Source organism: Rhodococcus sp. B50, from assembly GCF_013602415.1.
GTDB lineage: Bacteria > Actinomycetota > Actinomycetes > Mycobacteriales > Mycobacteriaceae > Rhodococcus.
This window is the reverse complement of record NZ_WPAG02000002.1, coordinates 5,089,759-5,105,341: the sequence shown is the minus strand read 5'-3', so window position 1 is coordinate 5,105,341 and position 15,583 is coordinate 5,089,759. Positions and strand designations below refer to the sequence as shown.

General features: G+C 69.2%; 16 protein-coding genes. 2 read left to right on the top strand and 14 right to left on the bottom strand.

What is annotated here, in order from left to right; translation table 11 throughout:
• Positions 1-16 precede the first annotated feature (16 nt).
• Entirely contained in the window at positions 17-1,963 is a 1,947-nt protein-coding gene (locus GON09_RS23785; protein WP_213934058.1) for an acyl-CoA dehydrogenase family protein, read from the top strand.
• Here the strand turns inward: GON09_RS23785 and GON09_RS23780 are convergent.
• The 8 genes from GON09_RS23780 to GON09_RS23745 form a co-directional block, all read right to left on the bottom strand.
• Positions 1,945-2,442: a hypothetical protein gene (locus GON09_RS23780; protein WP_213934057.1), complete on the bottom strand. Its 498-nt coding sequence runs from the start codon at positions 2,440-2,442 to the stop codon at positions 1,945-1,947. The two genes, GON09_RS23785 and GON09_RS23780, sit on opposite strands and share 19 nt — an antisense overlap.
• 210 nt (positions 2,443-2,652) lie before the next feature.
• Positions 2,653-3,186, bottom strand: a complete 534-nt coding sequence (locus tag GON09_RS23775) for a hypothetical protein (protein ID WP_244865624.1) — start codon at positions 3,184-3,186, stop codon at positions 2,653-2,655.
• A complete protein-coding gene (hemB, locus tag GON09_RS23770; RefSeq protein WP_213934056.1) occupies positions 3,183-4,160 on the bottom strand; it encodes a porphobilinogen synthase in 978 nt (325 codons plus the stop codon). Before hemB ends, GON09_RS23775 begins: the two co-directional genes overlap by 4 nt.
• A 78-nt stretch (positions 4,161-4,238) precedes the next feature.
• On the bottom strand, positions 4,239-5,804 hold the full coding sequence (locus GON09_RS23765; RefSeq protein WP_213934055.1) for a uroporphyrinogen-III synthase: 1,566 nt from the start codon (positions 5,802-5,804) through the stop codon (positions 4,239-4,241).
• 63 nt (positions 5,805-5,867) lie between these two features.
• Positions 5,868-6,878: a hydroxymethylbilane synthase gene (hemC, locus tag GON09_RS23760; protein ID WP_213934054.1), complete on the bottom strand. Its 1,011-nt coding sequence runs from the start codon at positions 6,876-6,878 to the stop codon at positions 5,868-5,870.
• Complete coding sequence (locus tag GON09_RS23755; RefSeq protein ID WP_213934053.1) at positions 6,875-8,296, bottom strand: glutamyl-tRNA reductase; 1,422 nt, start codon at positions 8,294-8,296, stop codon at positions 6,875-6,877. Before GON09_RS23755 ends, hemC begins: the two co-directional genes overlap by 4 nt.
• Positions 8,293-9,162, bottom strand: a complete 870-nt coding sequence (locus GON09_RS23750) for a redox-sensing transcriptional repressor Rex (protein ID WP_213934051.1) — start codon at positions 9,160-9,162, stop codon at positions 8,293-8,295. Before GON09_RS23750 ends, GON09_RS23755 begins: the two co-directional genes overlap by 4 nt.
• A gap of 159 nt (positions 9,163-9,321) precedes the next feature.
• Entirely contained in the window at positions 9,322-9,612 is a 291-nt protein-coding gene (locus tag GON09_RS23745) for a glutaredoxin family protein (RefSeq protein WP_213934050.1), read from the bottom strand.
• Between the two features lie 209 nt (positions 9,613-9,821).
• Between GON09_RS23745 and GON09_RS23740 the strand changes: the two genes are divergently transcribed.
• Positions 9,822-10,772, top strand: a complete 951-nt coding sequence (locus tag GON09_RS23740; RefSeq protein ID WP_213934049.1) for an HAD family hydrolase — start codon at positions 9,822-9,824, stop codon at positions 10,770-10,772.
• Positions 10,773-10,798: 26 nt separating this feature from the next.
• On the opposite strand, the gene GON09_RS23735 is transcribed toward GON09_RS23740, so the two are convergent.
• From GON09_RS23735 to GON09_RS23710, 6 genes are all read right to left on the bottom strand, one after another.
• Positions 10,799-11,782 (bottom strand): lysophospholipid acyltransferase family protein, encoded by a 984-nt coding sequence (locus tag GON09_RS23735; protein ID WP_213934048.1) that lies wholly within the window; start codon positions 11,780-11,782, stop codon positions 10,799-10,801.
• Positions 11,779-12,810 (bottom strand): NAD-dependent epimerase/dehydratase family protein, encoded by a 1,032-nt coding sequence (locus GON09_RS23730; protein WP_213934618.1) that lies wholly within the window; start codon positions 12,808-12,810, stop codon positions 11,779-11,781. Before GON09_RS23730 ends, GON09_RS23735 begins: the two co-directional genes overlap by 4 nt.
• Before the next feature lie 224 nt (positions 12,811-13,034).
• Positions 13,035-13,136 (bottom strand): 30S ribosomal protein bS22, encoded by a 102-nt coding sequence (locus GON09_RS23725; protein ID WP_003402602.1) that lies wholly within the window; start codon positions 13,134-13,136, stop codon positions 13,035-13,037.
• A 249-nt stretch (positions 13,137-13,385) separates the two neighbouring features.
• Positions 13,386-13,622, bottom strand: coding sequence for a helix-turn-helix domain-containing protein (locus GON09_RS23720; RefSeq protein ID WP_006552345.1), 237 nt, complete (start codon positions 13,620-13,622; stop codon positions 13,386-13,388).
• 167 nt (positions 13,623-13,789) lie between these two features.
• Positions 13,790-14,650, bottom strand: coding sequence for a pyrroline-5-carboxylate reductase (gene proC / locus GON09_RS23715; RefSeq protein WP_213934047.1), 861 nt, complete (start codon positions 14,648-14,650; stop codon positions 13,790-13,792).
• A gap of 78 nt (positions 14,651-14,728) precedes the next feature.
• Positions 14,729-15,580 (bottom strand): thioesterase family protein, encoded by an 852-nt coding sequence (locus GON09_RS23710; RefSeq protein WP_374195406.1) that lies wholly within the window; start codon positions 15,578-15,580, stop codon positions 14,729-14,731.
• Positions 15,581-15,583: the final 3 nt, after the last annotated feature.

The following is a 15,583-nucleotide window of genomic DNA, read 5'->3' as shown; positions in this document are numbered from 1 at the left end:
ACCTATCGTCTGAGACATGCCGACCACAGCTGAACATCTGCGCATCGCTCTCGACGGTGCGTGGCACGAAGCCCGCGAACGAGCACGCACGGACCTCGCGCACGAGAAGTTCGCGCCGCACTACACGCCCGAGACCGACAAGGCCCGCGCCATCGCCCTCGAGCAGATGCGCCTCCTCGCCGGCCACGGCTACGCTGCGGCAGGCTTCTCCGTCGAGTCCGGCGGCACGGGCGACGCAGGCGGTGCGGTCGCCTCGATCGAGATGCTCGCGATGTCGGATCTGTCGCTGATGGTCAAGGCCGGGGTGCAGTGGGGCCTGTTCGGCGGCGCCATCGAGAACCTCGGCACCGAACGGCACCACGAGAAGTACGTCGGGCGGCTCATCGATCTCGACGTGCTCGGCTGCTTCGCGATGACCGAGACGGGGCACGGCAGCGACGTGCAGTCGCTCGAGACCACGGCGACCTACGATCCGGACACCCAGGAGTTCGTGATCCACTCCCCCACCCCGTCGTCCCGCAAGGACTACATCGGCGGCGCCGCGCAGCACGCCCGGTTCGCGGCGGTCTTCGCCCAGCTCGTCACGCAGGGCGAGACCCACGGTGTGCACTGCTTCGTCGTCCCGATCCGCGACGAGGACGGCAACGACCTGCCGGGCGTGACGACCTCCGACTGCGGCTACAAAGGCGGCCTGCCCGGTGTCGACAACGGCCGCCTCGTCTTCGACCGGGTGCGGGTCCCGCGGGAGAACCTGCTCAACAAGTACGCGGACGTCGACCCGGACGGGACGTATGTCTCCGATATCGACAACCCGAGCCGGCGGTTCTTCACCATGCTCGGCACCCTCGTCCGCGGCCGCATCACCGTCGGCGGGTCGGCGGGGGCTGCCGCGCGGGTCGCGCTGACCATCGCCACCCGCTACGCCGAGCAGCGTCGCCAGTTCGACGCCCCGGGGCGCGAGGACGAGGTGCCGATCATGGACTATCTCGTCCATCAGCGGCGCCTGCTCCCGCTGATCGCCCGCTCGTACGCGCTCGGTTTCGCGCAGAACGAGCTGCTCACGACGATGCACCGGCTGCAATCGACGTCCTTGCAGGAACTCGACGCGCAGGAACAGCGCGAGCTCGAGGGTCGCGCGGCCGGTCTGAAGGTCGCCAACACCTGGCACGCGTCGCGGGCGATCCAGGAGTGCCGCGAGGCCTGCGGTGGTGCCGGGTACATGGCCGAGAACCGGCTGACGGCGCTGCGCGCGGATGTGGACGTGTTCACCACCTTCGAGGGCGACAACCACGTCCTGACCCAGCTGGTCGCGAAGGAACTGCTCACGGCCTACGCCGACGAGGTGCAGGGCATGAGCCCGGTGGAGTGGATGCGGTTCGCCGCCACCACGATCTCCGACATCGTCAAGAAGCGCACCGCGGCGCAGCAGATCATCCAGACGATCGTCGACACCCGCCAGGACAACGAGGAGGACGGCAGCCTCTTCAACCGCGGTACGCAGGTGACGATGTTCGAGGACCGCGAGCAGTACCTGCTGTCCACCGCGGCCCGGCGCCTGCAGGGCGCGATGAAGCGTGAGGACAATCCGTTCGACGCCTTCAACTTCGTGCAGGACCACGTGCTGCATGCCGCTCGCGCGCACATCGACCGGGTCGTGCTCGAGGCGTTCGTCGCCGCGATCGAGGACTGCACGGACGAGACCGCCCGCGACCTGCTCTCGGAGCTGTGCGATCTCTACGCACTGACGATCATCGACGAGGACAAGGCGTGGTTCATGGAACACCGCCTGCTGTCGGTCGAACGGGCCAAGGCGGTCACTCGCGGGATCAACGAACGGTGCCGCAGCCTGCGCCCGCACGCGCTGACGCTCGTGGAGGGCCTGGGTGTGCCCGAGTACCTGCTCGGGTCGGCCATGCTCGAACGTGAGGGAGCGGTCGTTCCGCCTCAGGACGTCGCAGTCTGACCGGGGTCGCCGACGAGCTCGCCGAGCCGAGCTCGCAGCTCGTCGGCGTCCTTCGCCCACGCCCGCACGAACGTCCCCCCGGTCAGGCGCAGTCCGACGGCCTTCCGTCCGCGCGGCACGTCGGACAATTCGCCGAGGCTACGGGCGGTTTCCCATCGTTTCGGTTCCCCGCGGTCGGCCGGCGGCGGCAGCACCGCTTCGATCTCGGCGACCGGCAGTTCCTCGGTGCCCTGACGCAGGGTCGTGGGCGTGAGTTCGACGCTGACGTGCCGGCGGGCCGCCACGACCATGACGTACGAGAAGCCCGCGAGCACGATCGCGAGGATCGGCAGCGCGGCCCAGTGCACGACCGGACCGGTGAGCAGTTCGACGACGAGGGCCACCGCGCAGAAGACCGGCCCGATGGCGACCGTGCGCCATCGCGCGCCGGGTTCGCGGAACAGCGGCTCGGCTGCCTCGGACGGGGACGGACCGGTCAAGCGGCGAACGCGCCGGGGATCACCAGCAGCACCGTGGTCACCAGGCCGAGGAGGGCGATGAGAGCGATCAACACCAATTCGCGACGGCGCCCATAGGGCCGCGGTTCCACCTGCATGACGTCCTTTTCGCTCGACGGAAAGGGCCTTCGGGCCCCTGATGGTGAGCCCACCGTACTCTTCCACCGCGCGCAACGAAACCGAGTGGTACGTCTATTCTTCCGGCAGCCGCAGGAAGAAACGATTTGCGTCGCGCCGGTGCATCAGCACGATCGCTCCGACCGTCGCGACGGCTTGCAGAATGCCCACCACACCGAGTACCCAGCCCGCGCCGCCCTCCCCGACCCCCACACCGAAGACGGTGGGCAGGGTCGACAGCGACATGAACACACCCAGCAGAGTCAGCAGCATCCGGGCCCAGTTCTTGGCCTTCAGCAGCTGCCTGACCACCAGATACAGCAGTCCGACGATCACCAGCCCGATGCCTGCGGTCAGCGCGACCAGCACCGGGACCGCCGACTCGAGCTGCTCCGTGGTGATGCCTTCGACGGCCTCATCGGCGGCCATCGTGGACATGAGATCGAGTAGTTCGTCGCGTCGGCTCAGCAGATCGGCGAGACTTGCCGCCAAACTCACGACGGCGAGAGCGAGTACCCCACACCACAATTGGTAGGCCGTCGTGACGTCTCCGGGAACGGGACGGTTGGCCGCGGGACCGGGCCCGACGGGCGGAGCGGGAAAACTCATGACAGGCGACCCGCGACCTCGGCGGCCCAGTAGGTGAGGACGATGTCGGCGCCTGCACGCCGGATCCCCACCAGCGATTCGAGGATCGCGGCGTCGCGGTCGATCCAGCCCTTCTGCGCGGCCGCGGTGATCATCGAGTACTCCCCGGAGATCTGGTAGGCGGCCACCGGAACGGGCGAGCGGTCGGCGACCTCGCGCAGCACGTCGAGATACGACATCGCCGGCTTGACCATCACCATGTCGGCACCTTCGGCGAGATCGAGATCCACCTCGTGCATCGACTCCCGGCGGTTCGCGGGATCCTGCTGATAGGTGCGGCGGTCGCCCTCGAGGGACGAGCCGACGGCGTCGCGGAAGGGACCGTAGAACGCCGAGGCGTACTTCGCGGAGTAGGCGAGCTGGCCGACTTCGGTGTGTCCGGCCTCGTCGAGAGCGGACCGGATGAAGCCGATCTGCCCGTCCATCATCCCGCTCGGACCCAGCAGGTGGGCTCCGGCCTCGGCCTGCGCGACGGCCATCTCGGCGTAGCGCTCGAGCGTCGCGTCGTTGTCGACGACCCCGGAACCGGTGAGCACGCCGCAGTGACCGTGGTCGGTGAACTCGTCGAGGCAGGTGTCGGCCATGATCACCGTGGAGTCGCCGAGTTCGCTGCGCAGCGAACGCAGTGCCCGGTTGAGCACACCGTCGGGATCGCTCGCCGCGGAACCGCGGGCGTCCTTGTCGTCGGGGCGGGGCACGCCGAAGAGCATCAGTCCGCCGACACCGGCGGCCACGGCCTCGGTCGCAGCCTCGCGCAGCGAATCGGCGGTGTGCTGGTACACGCCGGGCATCGACGCGATCTCGCGCGGTTCGGTGAGGCCGTCGGCCACGAACATCGGGAGCACGAGATGGCGGGGCTCGAGGGAGGTCTCTGCCACGAGTCGTCGGATGGCGGGTGTGCTGCGCAGCCGGCGGGGACGGACGTCGGGGAACATGGGAGAACACCTTCCATACGGGTCGTGCGCGGTTCCGGTAGCGGTGACTACCGGAACCGCGCACGAGTCATCGGAACATCAGCGGCGGGCGCGGGACTTCTTCCGCGGCGGGGGCAGCGCACCCTCGGCACGGAGCCGGGCCGCGTGCTCGGCGAGCGCGTCGACCAGCGGACCGATCTGCGCGGTCTCGGGCTGCACGTCCACCCGCAGGCCGAACTCGATCGCGGTCTCGGCCGTCTTCGGGCCGATGCACGCGACGATCGTGCGGGCGTGCGGCTTGCCTGCGATACCCACGAGATTGCGGACCGTCGACGACGACGTGAAGCACACCGCGTCGAAACCGCCGGTCTTGATCATCTCGCGGGTCGCGGCCGGCGGCGGAGCAGCACGCACGGTGCGGTAGGCGGTGACGTCGTCGATCTCCCAGCCGCGTTCGCGCAGACCCTCGGCGAGGGTCTCGGTGGCGATGTCGGCGCGCGGCAGCAGCACCCGGTTGACCGGGTCGAAGACGTCGTCGTACGGGGCGAACTCGGCGAGCAGGCCGAGGCTGGACTGTTCGCCGCTGGGCACGAGCTCGGGGATGATGCCGAACGAGCGCACCTTCGCAGCCGTGGCCTCACCGACGCACGCGATCTTGACGCCGGAGAACGCCCGCGCGTCGAGACCGAACGCCTCGAACTTCTCCCACACCGCACGCACGGCGTTGGTGGAAGTGAAGACCACCCACTGGTAGCGGCCGTCGACCAGGCCCTTGACCGCGCGTTCCATCTGGGCGGGGCTGCGCGGCGGCTCGACCGCGATCGTCGGCACCTCGATGGGGATCGCGCCGTGCGTGACGAGCCGTTCGCTCATCTCGCCGGCCTGATCCTTGGTGCGGGGCACGAGCACGGTCCAGCCGTACAGGGCGCGCGACTCCCACCACGACATCTTGTTGCGGTGCGAGACGACCTTGCCCACGGTGACGACGAGCGGCCCGACGAGCTCGGAACCCGCGTCGTTCAGGGTCGCGAGCGTGGCCTCGACGGTGCGCTGCTGACGGGTGGTGCCGCGCACGGTGATCGCTGCGGGGGTCTGCGGCGCGAGACCGTGTTCGACCAGCGCGCTGGCGGTCTCGGCGAGGTGACCGGAGGTCGCGTGGAGGACGAGCGGGCCGGGGGCTGCGGCGAGCGCGGCCCAGTCGACCTCTCCGCGCACGTCGACCTCGGTGTGGCACGAACCGAGCGCCATGCCGGCGTAGCTCGGCACCGACGATCCGGCGGGCAGCCCCGGGAGGACCTCGAAGACCACCTGGGTGCGGGCGACGGCGTTGACCTCGGCGATCACCGAGTCGGTCGTGAGGGGGTCGCCGGCGACGAGGCGCACCACGTCGTGTCCGGCCTTCGCCTCCGCGAGGAGCGTCTTGGCGACCTCGGCGGGCTCACCGAGGGCGGGACGAACCTCGGCGACGGGCTCACCGGTCTCCGGGTCGGCGCCGAGATCGGATCCCACGAGGGCCACGACCCCCTTGTCGACATCGGGGTCGGTGAAGGCGATCGTGGCGCCCGCCAGCACGTCACGCGCGCGCACGGTGAGCAGCGCAGGATCGCCCGGCCCCGATCCCACGAACAGGATGCGCCCGGGGGTGTGCTTACGGACTCGGCTCATCGGTCATTCTCCAGTGCGGTCAAATCAGCGGTAAGGGCAAATCGGGTGACGGTCACGGCGGGGTCAATCATCGGCAGGTCTCGTCTCGGGAACGACCCCGTGCTCGACCATGAGCTCGCGCGCACCGAGATCGAGCAGTTCGCGGGCGATACGGCGGCCGAGTTCCTCGGCCTTCTCCGGTGCCCCCACCGCGCTCGCTCGCAGCACATCCGATCCGTCCAGGGCGGCAGCGCAACCGCGCACCGACAACTCCTCGATCACGCGGCCGTCGTCGTCGAGGGATTCGACGATCTCGGCGAGCGCACCGACCGGTGCGGTGCATCCGGCTTCGAGCTCGGCGAGCAGCGAGCGCTCGGCGATCACGGCGGCGTGGCTCGGCGCATGGTCGAGTCCCGCGAGCAGCTCGATCATCTCGGGATCATCCGAGCGGCACTCGACGGCGAGCGCGCCCTGCGACGGCGCCGGGAGCATCTGCACCGGTTCGAGGGACTCGGTGACGCGGTCGAGGCGTCCGATGCGCGACAGGCCGGCGCGAGCGATGACGATCGCATCGAGCTCGCCGGAGTCGACCTTGCCGATGCGCGTGTCGATATTGCCGCGCAGGGGCTCGATCTGCAGTCCGAGGCCGAGGGCCGCGAGCTGTGCCCGCCGGCGCGGTGCCGAGGTGCCGATCTTCGAGCCGGGAGGCAGCTCACCGAGGACGAGTCCGTCGCGGGCGACGAGCGCGTCGCGCGGGTCCTCCCGCTCGGGGACGGCCGCGACGACGAGGCGCGGGTCCTGGAAGGTGGGCAGGTCCTTGTAGGAGTGCACGGCGACGTCGACCTCACCGGCGAGCAGCGCCTCGCGCAGCTCGGCGGTGAACACGCCGACGCCGATGCGCTGCACCGGGCCGGGGGTGACATCGCCCTTGGTGGTGATGATGACGAGCTCTGCCGGGCGACCGGCGGCGATGAGCGCGTCGCGCACGGTGCCGGCCTGGGTCGTGGCGAGAACGCTGCCGCGGGTACCGATCCGTAGAGGACGATCCTGCCGAGCCACGTCGTCGCGGGAAACCGATGCGGCTTCGGTGCTCATGCGGTGCCGTCCTTTCGTGAGGCTTGGAGTTCGGTGGTGACAGCGGGATCCAGCGCGGCGGACAGATCCACCGCGAGAGTGGGGTCGGTCAGCGAGCTCAAGTCCTTGGTGGGAGTCACGACCGCCTCGGCCGAACCCGGGCTCAGCTCGAACAGCTCCCGCAGGGCCTCGGCGTACTGGTCGCCGCCCGGCGTCGACGCGAGCTGCTTGACGCGCACGGTCGGAGCGTGGAGGAGCTTGTCGACGACACGGCGCACCGTACGGGCGACCTCGCCGCGCTGGCCGTCGTCGAGGTCGGGCAACCGCGATTCGAGGCGCATCAGCTCGGCCTCGACCACCTCGGCGGCGCGCTGACGCAGTGCCGTCACAGTCGGGGTGACCTCCGCGAGGCGCTGTGCCGTGAGGTACTGCGACAACTCGGCGGCGACGATCGTGCGTGCGGCCTCCGCGTCGTTCGCCGCGGCGCCGGCCGACGGGTCGCGCTGCAGCGATTCCATGTCGAAGACCTGCACGCCGGGAAGACCCGCCACGGCGGGATCGACGTCGCGCGGCAGACCGAGATCGCAGATCGCGAGGGGACGTTCGCCGCGCCCGGGCTGTGCGAGCGCGCGGTGCGCGTCGGCGAGGGTGACGACGGCGCCCACGGCCCCGGTGCAGGTGACGGCGACGTCGGCGCGACTCAGTGCGGCCGCGAGCTCGTCGAACGCGACGACCTCGGCATCGACACCGGCGGCCCGCGCGGTCTCGGCGAGTCGCTCGGCGCGGTCGCGGGTGCGGTTGGCGACGACGATCGAGCCGACCTCCGCCCGGACGAGGTGCGCGACGGCGAGACCTCCCATGGCACCGGCCCCGATCACCGCGGCGGTGCGGCCCCGGAGGTCGCCACCGAGGAAATTCGCGGCCTTGTCGAGCGCGACGGACACGACGGAGGCACCGGCGGCGTCGATGCCGGTCTCCGAGTGCACCCGCTTGCCGACGCGCAGCGCCTGCTGGGCGAGTTCGTGCAGTGTGCGGCCCGCGGCCTGCTGGGCGTCGGCAGCGGCGTAGGCCGTGCGGATCTGCCCGAGGATCTGTTGCTCCCCCACGACCATCGAGTCGAGACCGCTCGCGACGGAGAAGAGGTGTTCGGCGGCCGCCTCGCTGTACCGGACGTAGGCGTGCTTGTGCAGTTCGGTGACGGGAAGACCCGAGTGCTCGGCGAGCAGTTCGCTGACCGCGGCCAGCGCGCCGTGGAAGGCGTCGACCACCGCGTAGATCTCCACCCGGTTGCAGGTGGAGACGATCATCGCTTCGGAGATCTTGTCCGACGCCAGCATCTTGTCGGTCAGCTTGGGGCGGTCGGTGTCCGTGACCGCCACCTTCTCGAGCACCGGGACCGGTGCGCTCCTATGCGATATCCCGACGAGGAGAACACTCACGGTGCGATCACCGATCCGTTTCTGGTCGCGGCCGAGCCCATAGGACCCGCCTTTCCTGTTGTGGTACGCCGAGCAGAGCTTCGGGTGGACACCCGCGGGATGCCGGCGGGTCGTACGTCGCCGGCTGCGGGACGAACATCTGCGGCCGCGGAACGGGCGGTTTCCTCGTTGCGCGTGCTGTTGAAGGACAGGACCTGCATCTCGACCGAGAGGTCGACGCGGCGGATTTCGACGTGGTCGGGCACGTCGAGTTCGACGGGGGCGAAGCTGAGGATGCTGCGCACCCCGGCGAGCACGAGCCGGTCGCACACCTGTTGCGCAGCGTCGTCGGGGGTGGCGACGACACCGATGGTCGCGCCGAGCTCGCGCGCGCCGTTCTCGAGATCGTCGACGTGCCGGACGACGAGGTCGCCCACCCGGGTGCCCACCACGGCGGAATCGGAATCGAACAGTCCGGCCATGGTGAAACCGCGGCGATCGAAACCGGGATACCGGGCGAGCGCCCGTCCGAGACTCCCCACTCCGACAAGTACGACACGGTGACCCCGGTCCAGTCCGAGGGCGGCCTCGATGCGGGACTGCAGGCGCAGGACGTCGTAGCCGACGCCGCGCACACCGTTGGGTCCGAGGAAGGACAGATCCTTGCGCAGCTTGGCGGAACCGACCCCGGCCGCGGCCGCGAGTTCCTCACTGGAGACGATGAGCGTGCCCGCTTCCGCGAACGCACCGAGGACCCGGAGGTAGGTCGCGAGACGCGTCACAGTAGCCTGTGGGATATCGCGGACCGGAGGGGTGGGAGTGGCACCCTCGCCGGACCCGGCGGTGCCGCGAGCGTCCTCGCCCTGCGGTGGGTGCAACTGCGTCACGGTACGTGGCTCCTCGTCCGGCCGGTGGATACACGCCTGGCCTCACGGTGATCCGGGAATTCGTTCACACCACGGTAACCGCTTGTGAAGCCATGCACAAAGTTGCTCGAAGCACCCCGAATGTGCTTCCCACCTGCTGTACGACGGGGACCTGTCGGGTCAGCGAGCGAGATCGGCGCGCAAGCGTGGCTCGTCGACCTCCCAGTAACTGTGCTCGCGTCCGTCGAGGAGGACGACGGGCAGACGGTCCCCGAATTCGGCCCGCAGATCGGGATCGGTTGCGGCAGCGCTATCCACATCGATGCAGGTGACCCCGACGCCGAGTTCCTCGGCGAGCGCCTCCAGCTGTTCGCGTACCGGCCCACACGCACTGCACCCGGCACGGACGAGAAGTGTCAGGTGATGACGGCTCCCGGAGCCGCCCGTTGCCGAAGACGAATGCTCACTCATGCCTCCACTGTGCGGTACGGCCTGTCGAGATGAACGTCACACCCGGTCATAGGGGCGAGGGCCTCCCCGTGACGAATGGCATCGCGGGCTAGGCTTGGCGCGGGTCGCTCGCGTACGCGCCGGGCACGACCCCGCCCGTTTCGACAGCCCCGCCCGTCACGACACCGGAGGTGCGAGTGCCAGGACGTTCGTTTCCCTACGGATGGGGCATGGGTGAGACGTGGGCACGCATCATCCGTCCCGGACGCCGGCTCTTCTCCCGCAAGTTCGGGCCCAGCGAGGAAGAGGTCCGCGCCAATCTCGCAGGTGAGGCGAGCGCCGACGCTGCCCTGGCTCTGCAGGAATCCCGCGTCGAGCCCTCGCCCGACACCACTCCCGTTCCCCGCGATCTGACCGCGGCAGCTTTCTTCGACGTCGACAACACGATGGTGCAGGGCGCCTCGATCATCCACTTCGCCCGTGGCCTCGTCGCGCGGAATTATTTCGACAAGTCCGACTTGTTCGAGTTCGCCTGGCAACAGGTCAAGTTCCGCCTGACCGGCAAGGAGAACATGACCGACGTCGCGTCCGGTCGCGACAAGGCCCTGTCGTTCGTGCAGGGCCGCTCCACCGAGGAACTGCGTCGGCTCGGCGAGGAGATCTACGACGAGATCATCGCCGACAAGATCTGGCCGGGCACCCGCGCTCTCGCGCAGATGCACCTCGACGCCGGGCAGCAGGTGTGGCTGGTGACCGCGACGCCCGTCGAACTGGCCGATGTCATCGCCGAGCGTCTCGGACTCACCGGTGCGTTGGGGACCGTCGCCGAGTCGGAGAACGGGGTGTTCACGGGCCGTCTGGTCGGTGACATCCTGCACGGTCTCGGCAAGGCGCACGCGGTACGGGCGCTCGCGATCCGTGAGGGTCTCAATCTCAAGCGGTGCACGGCCTACTCCGACAGCCACAACGACGTGCCGATGCTCTCGGTGGCGGGCACGGCCGTCGCGATCAACCCCGATCCGGATCTACGGCAGGTCGCGCGGACGCGGGGGTGGGAGATCCGCGATTTCCGGACGGCGCGCAAGGCCGCGAAGGTCGGGGTGCCGACGGCGCTCGGCCTGGGCGCCGCAGGTGGTGCGGTCGCGGTTCTCGTCGGTCGCCGCCGCGATCGCGCGGCGTAGGCCGGAGGCGGCAGGCAGAAGGGGCTCTAGCCGAGGAAGACGTTGCGGCGGCGCGTGAGCAGCTTGTAGAGGGTCTGCTGGATCGTCTCGCGCACGTGATCGGTGACCTCGAACAACACCATCGGGTCTTCCGCCGCCGCGTCGTCGTACACGTCGGTGACGATCGGTGTGCCGAACTCGATGTACCACTTGGACGGCAGCGGCACCATCCCGAGCGGCCCGAGCGCCGGGAACAGTGGGGTGATCGGGAAGTAGGGCAGGCCGAGCAGGCGTGCGAGCGAGGTGAGGTCGGCGAGGTTCGGGTAGATCTCCTCGGACCCGACGATCGAGCACGGCACGATGGGCGCCTGGGTCCGCAGCGCCGCCGACACGAATCCGCCGCGTCCGAACCGCTGCAGTTTGTAGCGTTCCTTGAACGGTTTGCCGAGGCCCTTGTAGCCCTCGGGGAAGACCGCGACCACCTGGTCCTGGGCGAGCAGGCGTTCGGCGTCCGGGTGGCACGCGAGGGTGTGGCCGGCCTTGCGCGTCACCGTTCCGACCACGGGCATGCCGAAGGCGAGGTCGGCGGCGAGCATGCGCAGCGGCCGGTTCGCGTGATCGTGCACGGCGACGGATGTCATCAGCGCGTCCACGGGAAGCGTGCCGGCGTGGTTGGCGACGACGAGCGCACGACCTTCTGCGGGGATGTTCTCGATGCCACGGACCTCGACGCGGAACCACTTGTCGAACAGGGGACGCAGCACCGGCAGGACGATGTTGTCGGTGAAGTGCGGGTCGAAGCCGAAGTCGTCGACCTCGTAGTCACCGGTCATCCGGCGGCGGACGAACTCGGCGGTGGCGGTGACCTGCTGTGCGAGGGTGCCCCGCAGGTCGTCGAGGAACCGGTCGGTGCGGCTCGTCTGTTCGGGGGTGAGCGGTGGTCCCATCGACGGATGGGGTGTGCGTGTGCCCCGTTCGCCGGGGCGGCGGTTGCCGGCGTGCAACGGGATGACCTTCGCGACCTGCGTCATCGCGTCTCCCTCGTCTCTCCGAGCACGGAAAGCGCCATCGACTCGGCCTTGTCCACCCATTCGGTCTTCACGATGCGGGTGAGGGCGAGGCCCCGGGCGAAATCGTCAAGCGCTTCTCTCGTGGTCCAGCGTGGCTCGAATCCGAACTCGTTGCGCATGCGCGTGGTGTCGAGTCCGCATCCGAAATGGAAATAGTCGAGTTCTTCCTTGGTGAAGGAGTTCATCACGGAACCCATGAGGGCGTGCCCGACGGTGCGGAACAGCGCGTAGGGCATCGGCACGGTGACACCCCCGGCCCGGCGCACCGCCTGGGTCATCATGACGATGCCCTCACCGGCGATGTTGTACGTCCCGGGCGGTCCGGCGACGACCGCATGTTCGAGTGCGCCGAGCGCGTCCTCCTCGTGCAGCAACTGCAGACGCGCGTCGCGGCCGAGCACGTTCGGAACGAGCGGTGAGGTGAGATAGCTCGACACCGAGCCGGGCAACCGGTTCCCGACGGTGGGTGCGAGCCTGAGGATGGTGGTCGCGAGGTCGCTGCGCCGCCTCGCGACTCCGCGCAGATACCCTTCGACCTCCAGCATGTCGCGGGCGAAGGCACCGGTGGGCCGGCGGCGGGCACTCATCTCCTCGGTGAACTTCGCGGGATCCTTGGCGCTCGAGCCGTAGACGACGGACGAGGACCGCAGCACGATCCTGCGCACCGACGGCGCCTTCTGGCACACCGCGAACAGCTGCATCGCGCCGAGGACGTTCATGTCCTTCATCGCCGTGCGGCTGCCCGACTTCGGGGCCTTCGTGACGGCGGACGCGTGGACGACGGTGTCGACGTCCATGTTGCGGATGATCTTGCCGATGAGTGGATTGCGGATGTCGGCGAGCACGAACTCGGCCCGGCCCATGCGTCGGAGCATGTCCTTCGACGGCGACTGCGTGTCGACGCCGATCACCCGCTCGATGTCGGGATTCTGGGCAAGCCTGGTGACGAGGAAACCACCCAGGAACCGACTTGCTCCGGTGACCAGCACGACTCGTGGACGTGCCACCTCGTGCCCCTGCGAAACCACTCGTGAACCCCCTGCTGCACCACACGCGTCATCGGTCACATTCGCCCCGACGCGGTATGCCGTCCCACAATACGGCCACTTCGCTGCCGTCGCACGACAGGTCGGTGAACTTTCCGGTGCCGGGATGCGGAGACGAACGATGCCCGCCACCATGGATGGTGACGGGCATCGGACAGGCGCAGTGCTTACTTGCCGAGTTTACGACGCTGCACGCGGGTGCGGCGGAGCAGCTTGCGGTGCTTCTTCTTCGACATGCGCTTACGGCGCTTCTTGATCACAGATCCCATGTGGGCATCCCTCACGTTCCTTGTTGCGTTCCTGCGCACGCCGGTGACGTACGCCTGATGTATGTCGACGCTGGGCCTCGTGGCGACGAGTAACAGCGCCTCACGACACCGGCTGGCCGGTACGACGACAAGCAATCCTACCGGGGCGGCACACCGGCGTGAAACCGAGGTCCGCCCCGGGACGCGACTTCCCTCGCGCACCGGATCCGTTCGTCGAACCGCCGTCCCCCGGGGACGCGCCGACCGTCCCTATCCGACGTCGAAGTACGACGTCTCCAGATAGTCGTGGACGGCCTTCGCGTGCACGCGGAACGACCGTCCCACCCGCACTGCGGGTAGTTCGCCACTGTGCACCAGCCTGTACACGGTCATCTTCGACACCCTCATGAGAGCTGCCACTTCGGCAACCGTCAGGAACTGGGTACCGGCGAGAACCGACTGTCCGTCTTGAGGTTGACCCTTCGACGGCGTGTTTCCTGAAACCATTACACACCTCCGGCACGCCCGCGCCGCCGGCTTCCCCTCCGGCGGAACAGACACGCACGTGCTGATTCGAGCTTAGCGTGACAAATGGTTCGTGTGCGACGATGCAGCTGGGGAATTTCCGGCGAGCGGGCCGTTCGTCGTCACGCTACGCCCCGCGTGGGCATCTGTCAGGAGGTGCCGGAGAGGCCTTCCCGGGCCGCGGGCGACGTCTGATCGGATGCCGCCCCGAGTTGCGCAGAACGACGCTTCGCGGCGTCGAGCGCCTCGTAGAAGGCCGTACGCAGCCCTCCACGCTCGAGTTCGCGGATCGCCGCTGCCGTGGTCCCTCCCGGCGAGGTGACCGCCGCGCGCAGATCGGGCGCGTTGTCGCCGGAGCGTGCGAGCATCGCGGCCGAACCGGTCATCGTCTGCACCACCAGATCGGTAGCGACGGCCCGCGTCAGCCCGAGCGCGACACCGGCATCGATCATCGCCTCCGCGACGAGGAAGAAGTAGGCGGGACCGGAGCCGGACACCGCGGTGACGGCGTCGATCTGCGGTTCCGGGACCACCGAGACGGTTCCGACACTCGCGAGGATCTCGCGGACCGTGTCGAGGTGCTGCTGCTTGACGTACCGGCCCGCAGACAGCACGCTCGCGCCCTCCCCGACCAGCATCGGGGTGTTCGGCATCACGCGCACGACGGGGAAGCCGGCCGGAAGCTTGTTTTCGTAGCGGACCGTCGGGATGCCGGCCGCGAGCGACACCAGGATCTGCTCGTCGTCGTTCCCGGCGTCGACCGCTGCGAGGGCGCTGACGACGGCGTCCACATCGTTGGGCTTGACGGCGACGACCACCACGTCGGCGCCTTCCGCTGCGTCGGAGGTACTGTCGGTGACCCGGATCGAGTAGGTCCGTGACAGTTCGTCACGTCGTTCTTCGAACTTCTCGGCGACCACGAGATCCTTGGTCGCGAAGCCGTTCTTCAGCAGACCCGAGACCAGCGCCTCTCCGATCCTGCCGCCACCGATCACTGCAATTCTCGTCATGGGGACAGCCTGCCACGACGGCTCGCGCGGCCCACACCACGGTCATCCGCCTACCGGGACCGATCTCTGCGGAGTGTGTCAGCGCGGCATCATGGCCAGCTGACGCGACTGCACGACGACCTGGCCGGTCGAGTCGACGACGGTGTGGTCCTCCTCGAACCAGGTGTTGCCGAGGACGCTGCTCTCGGCGATGACACGCAGCCATCCCGGAACCGGCACCCGCCGCAGATACGCGGTGAGCTGCACCGTCGGCGCCCACCCGAATCGGCCGAGGTTCATCGCGACGGGAGCCGACACGTCGCCGCACATGAGCGCGAACAGCACCGAGGTGTCGACGTCGGCCTCGTCGCCCGGCGTCGGCCGCGTCCACATCGACACGAGCGGTTCGCCCTGCTGCCCGTCGAGGAAGCGCGCGGTGGAGGCGTCGATCCGGAGCCGGGAGGTGGAGGCGAACTTCACGATCTGCCCCATGGGGTGCTCGGGGGTGACGAGCACCGATTCGGCCGGCGGGCCGGCGGGCATGGTGGTCGCGCGGTGCGGCACGGTGTGGAACGGCTCCTCGGTGTCCGGGGCGCCGAGGGTGACGCTCGCCCGCACCGCCACGCGGCCGGCCTGGGACAGTTCGACGTCCACGACACCGATCTGCTTTCCCTGCTTACGCAGGATGGTGGTGAGGTCGACGTCGCCGGGATCGGGCGCGGAGACGAACGAGGCGCTGACGGCGAGGGGTTGGGTGAGCGGGTCGACGCCGGCGTCGAGCACCGACCTGCGGGCCGCGGACGCGCAGACCGCGAGCAGGCATCCGCCGTGCACCTTGGGTCCGATGGTCCACACCGGAGCGATGTGCGCCCGCCACGCTGCGGTGCCGTCGGGGTGGTCGCCCGGCACCCGGGTGACGGAAGTCAGATCTCGGAAAGGCTGGTCGGGGATGGT

Coding starts and splice junctions, on each gene's coding strand:
- GON09_RS23785 (WP_213934058.1), top strand. CDS start 17: ATGCCGACCACAGCTGAACATCTGCGCATCGCTCTCGACGGTGCGTGG.
- GON09_RS23775 (WP_244865624.1), bottom strand. CDS start 3,186: ATGAGTTTTCCCGCTCCGCCCGTCGGGCCCGGTCCCGCGGCCAACCGT.
- hemB (WP_213934056.1), bottom strand. CDS start 4,160: ATGTTCCCCGACGTCCGTCCCCGCCGGCTGCGCAGCACACCCGCCATC.
- GON09_RS23765 (WP_213934055.1), bottom strand. CDS start 5,804: ATGAGCCGAGTCCGTAAGCACACCCCCGGGCGCATCCTGTTCGTGGGA.
- hemC (WP_213934054.1), bottom strand. CDS start 6,878: ATGAGCACCGAAGCCGCATCGGTTTCCCGCGACGACGTGGCTCGGCAG.
- GON09_RS23745 (WP_213934050.1), bottom strand. CDS start 9,612: ATGAGTGAGCATTCGTCTTCGGCAACGGGCGGCTCCGGGAGCCGTCAT.
- GON09_RS23740 (WP_213934049.1), top strand. CDS start 9,822: ATGGGTGAGACGTGGGCACGCATCATCCGTCCCGGACGCCGGCTCTTC.
- GON09_RS23735 (WP_213934048.1), bottom strand. CDS start 11,782: ATGACGCAGGTCGCGAAGGTCATCCCGTTGCACGCCGGCAACCGCCGC.
- GON09_RS23725 (WP_003402602.1), bottom strand. CDS start 13,136: ATGGGATCTGTGATCAAGAAGCGCCGTAAGCGCATGTCGAAGAAGAAG.
- GON09_RS23720 (WP_006552345.1), bottom strand. CDS start 13,622: ATGGTTTCAGGAAACACGCCGTCGAAGGGTCAACCTCAAGACGGACAG.
- proC (WP_213934047.1), bottom strand. CDS start 14,650: ATGACGAGAATTGCAGTGATCGGTGGCGGCAGGATCGGAGAGGCGCTG.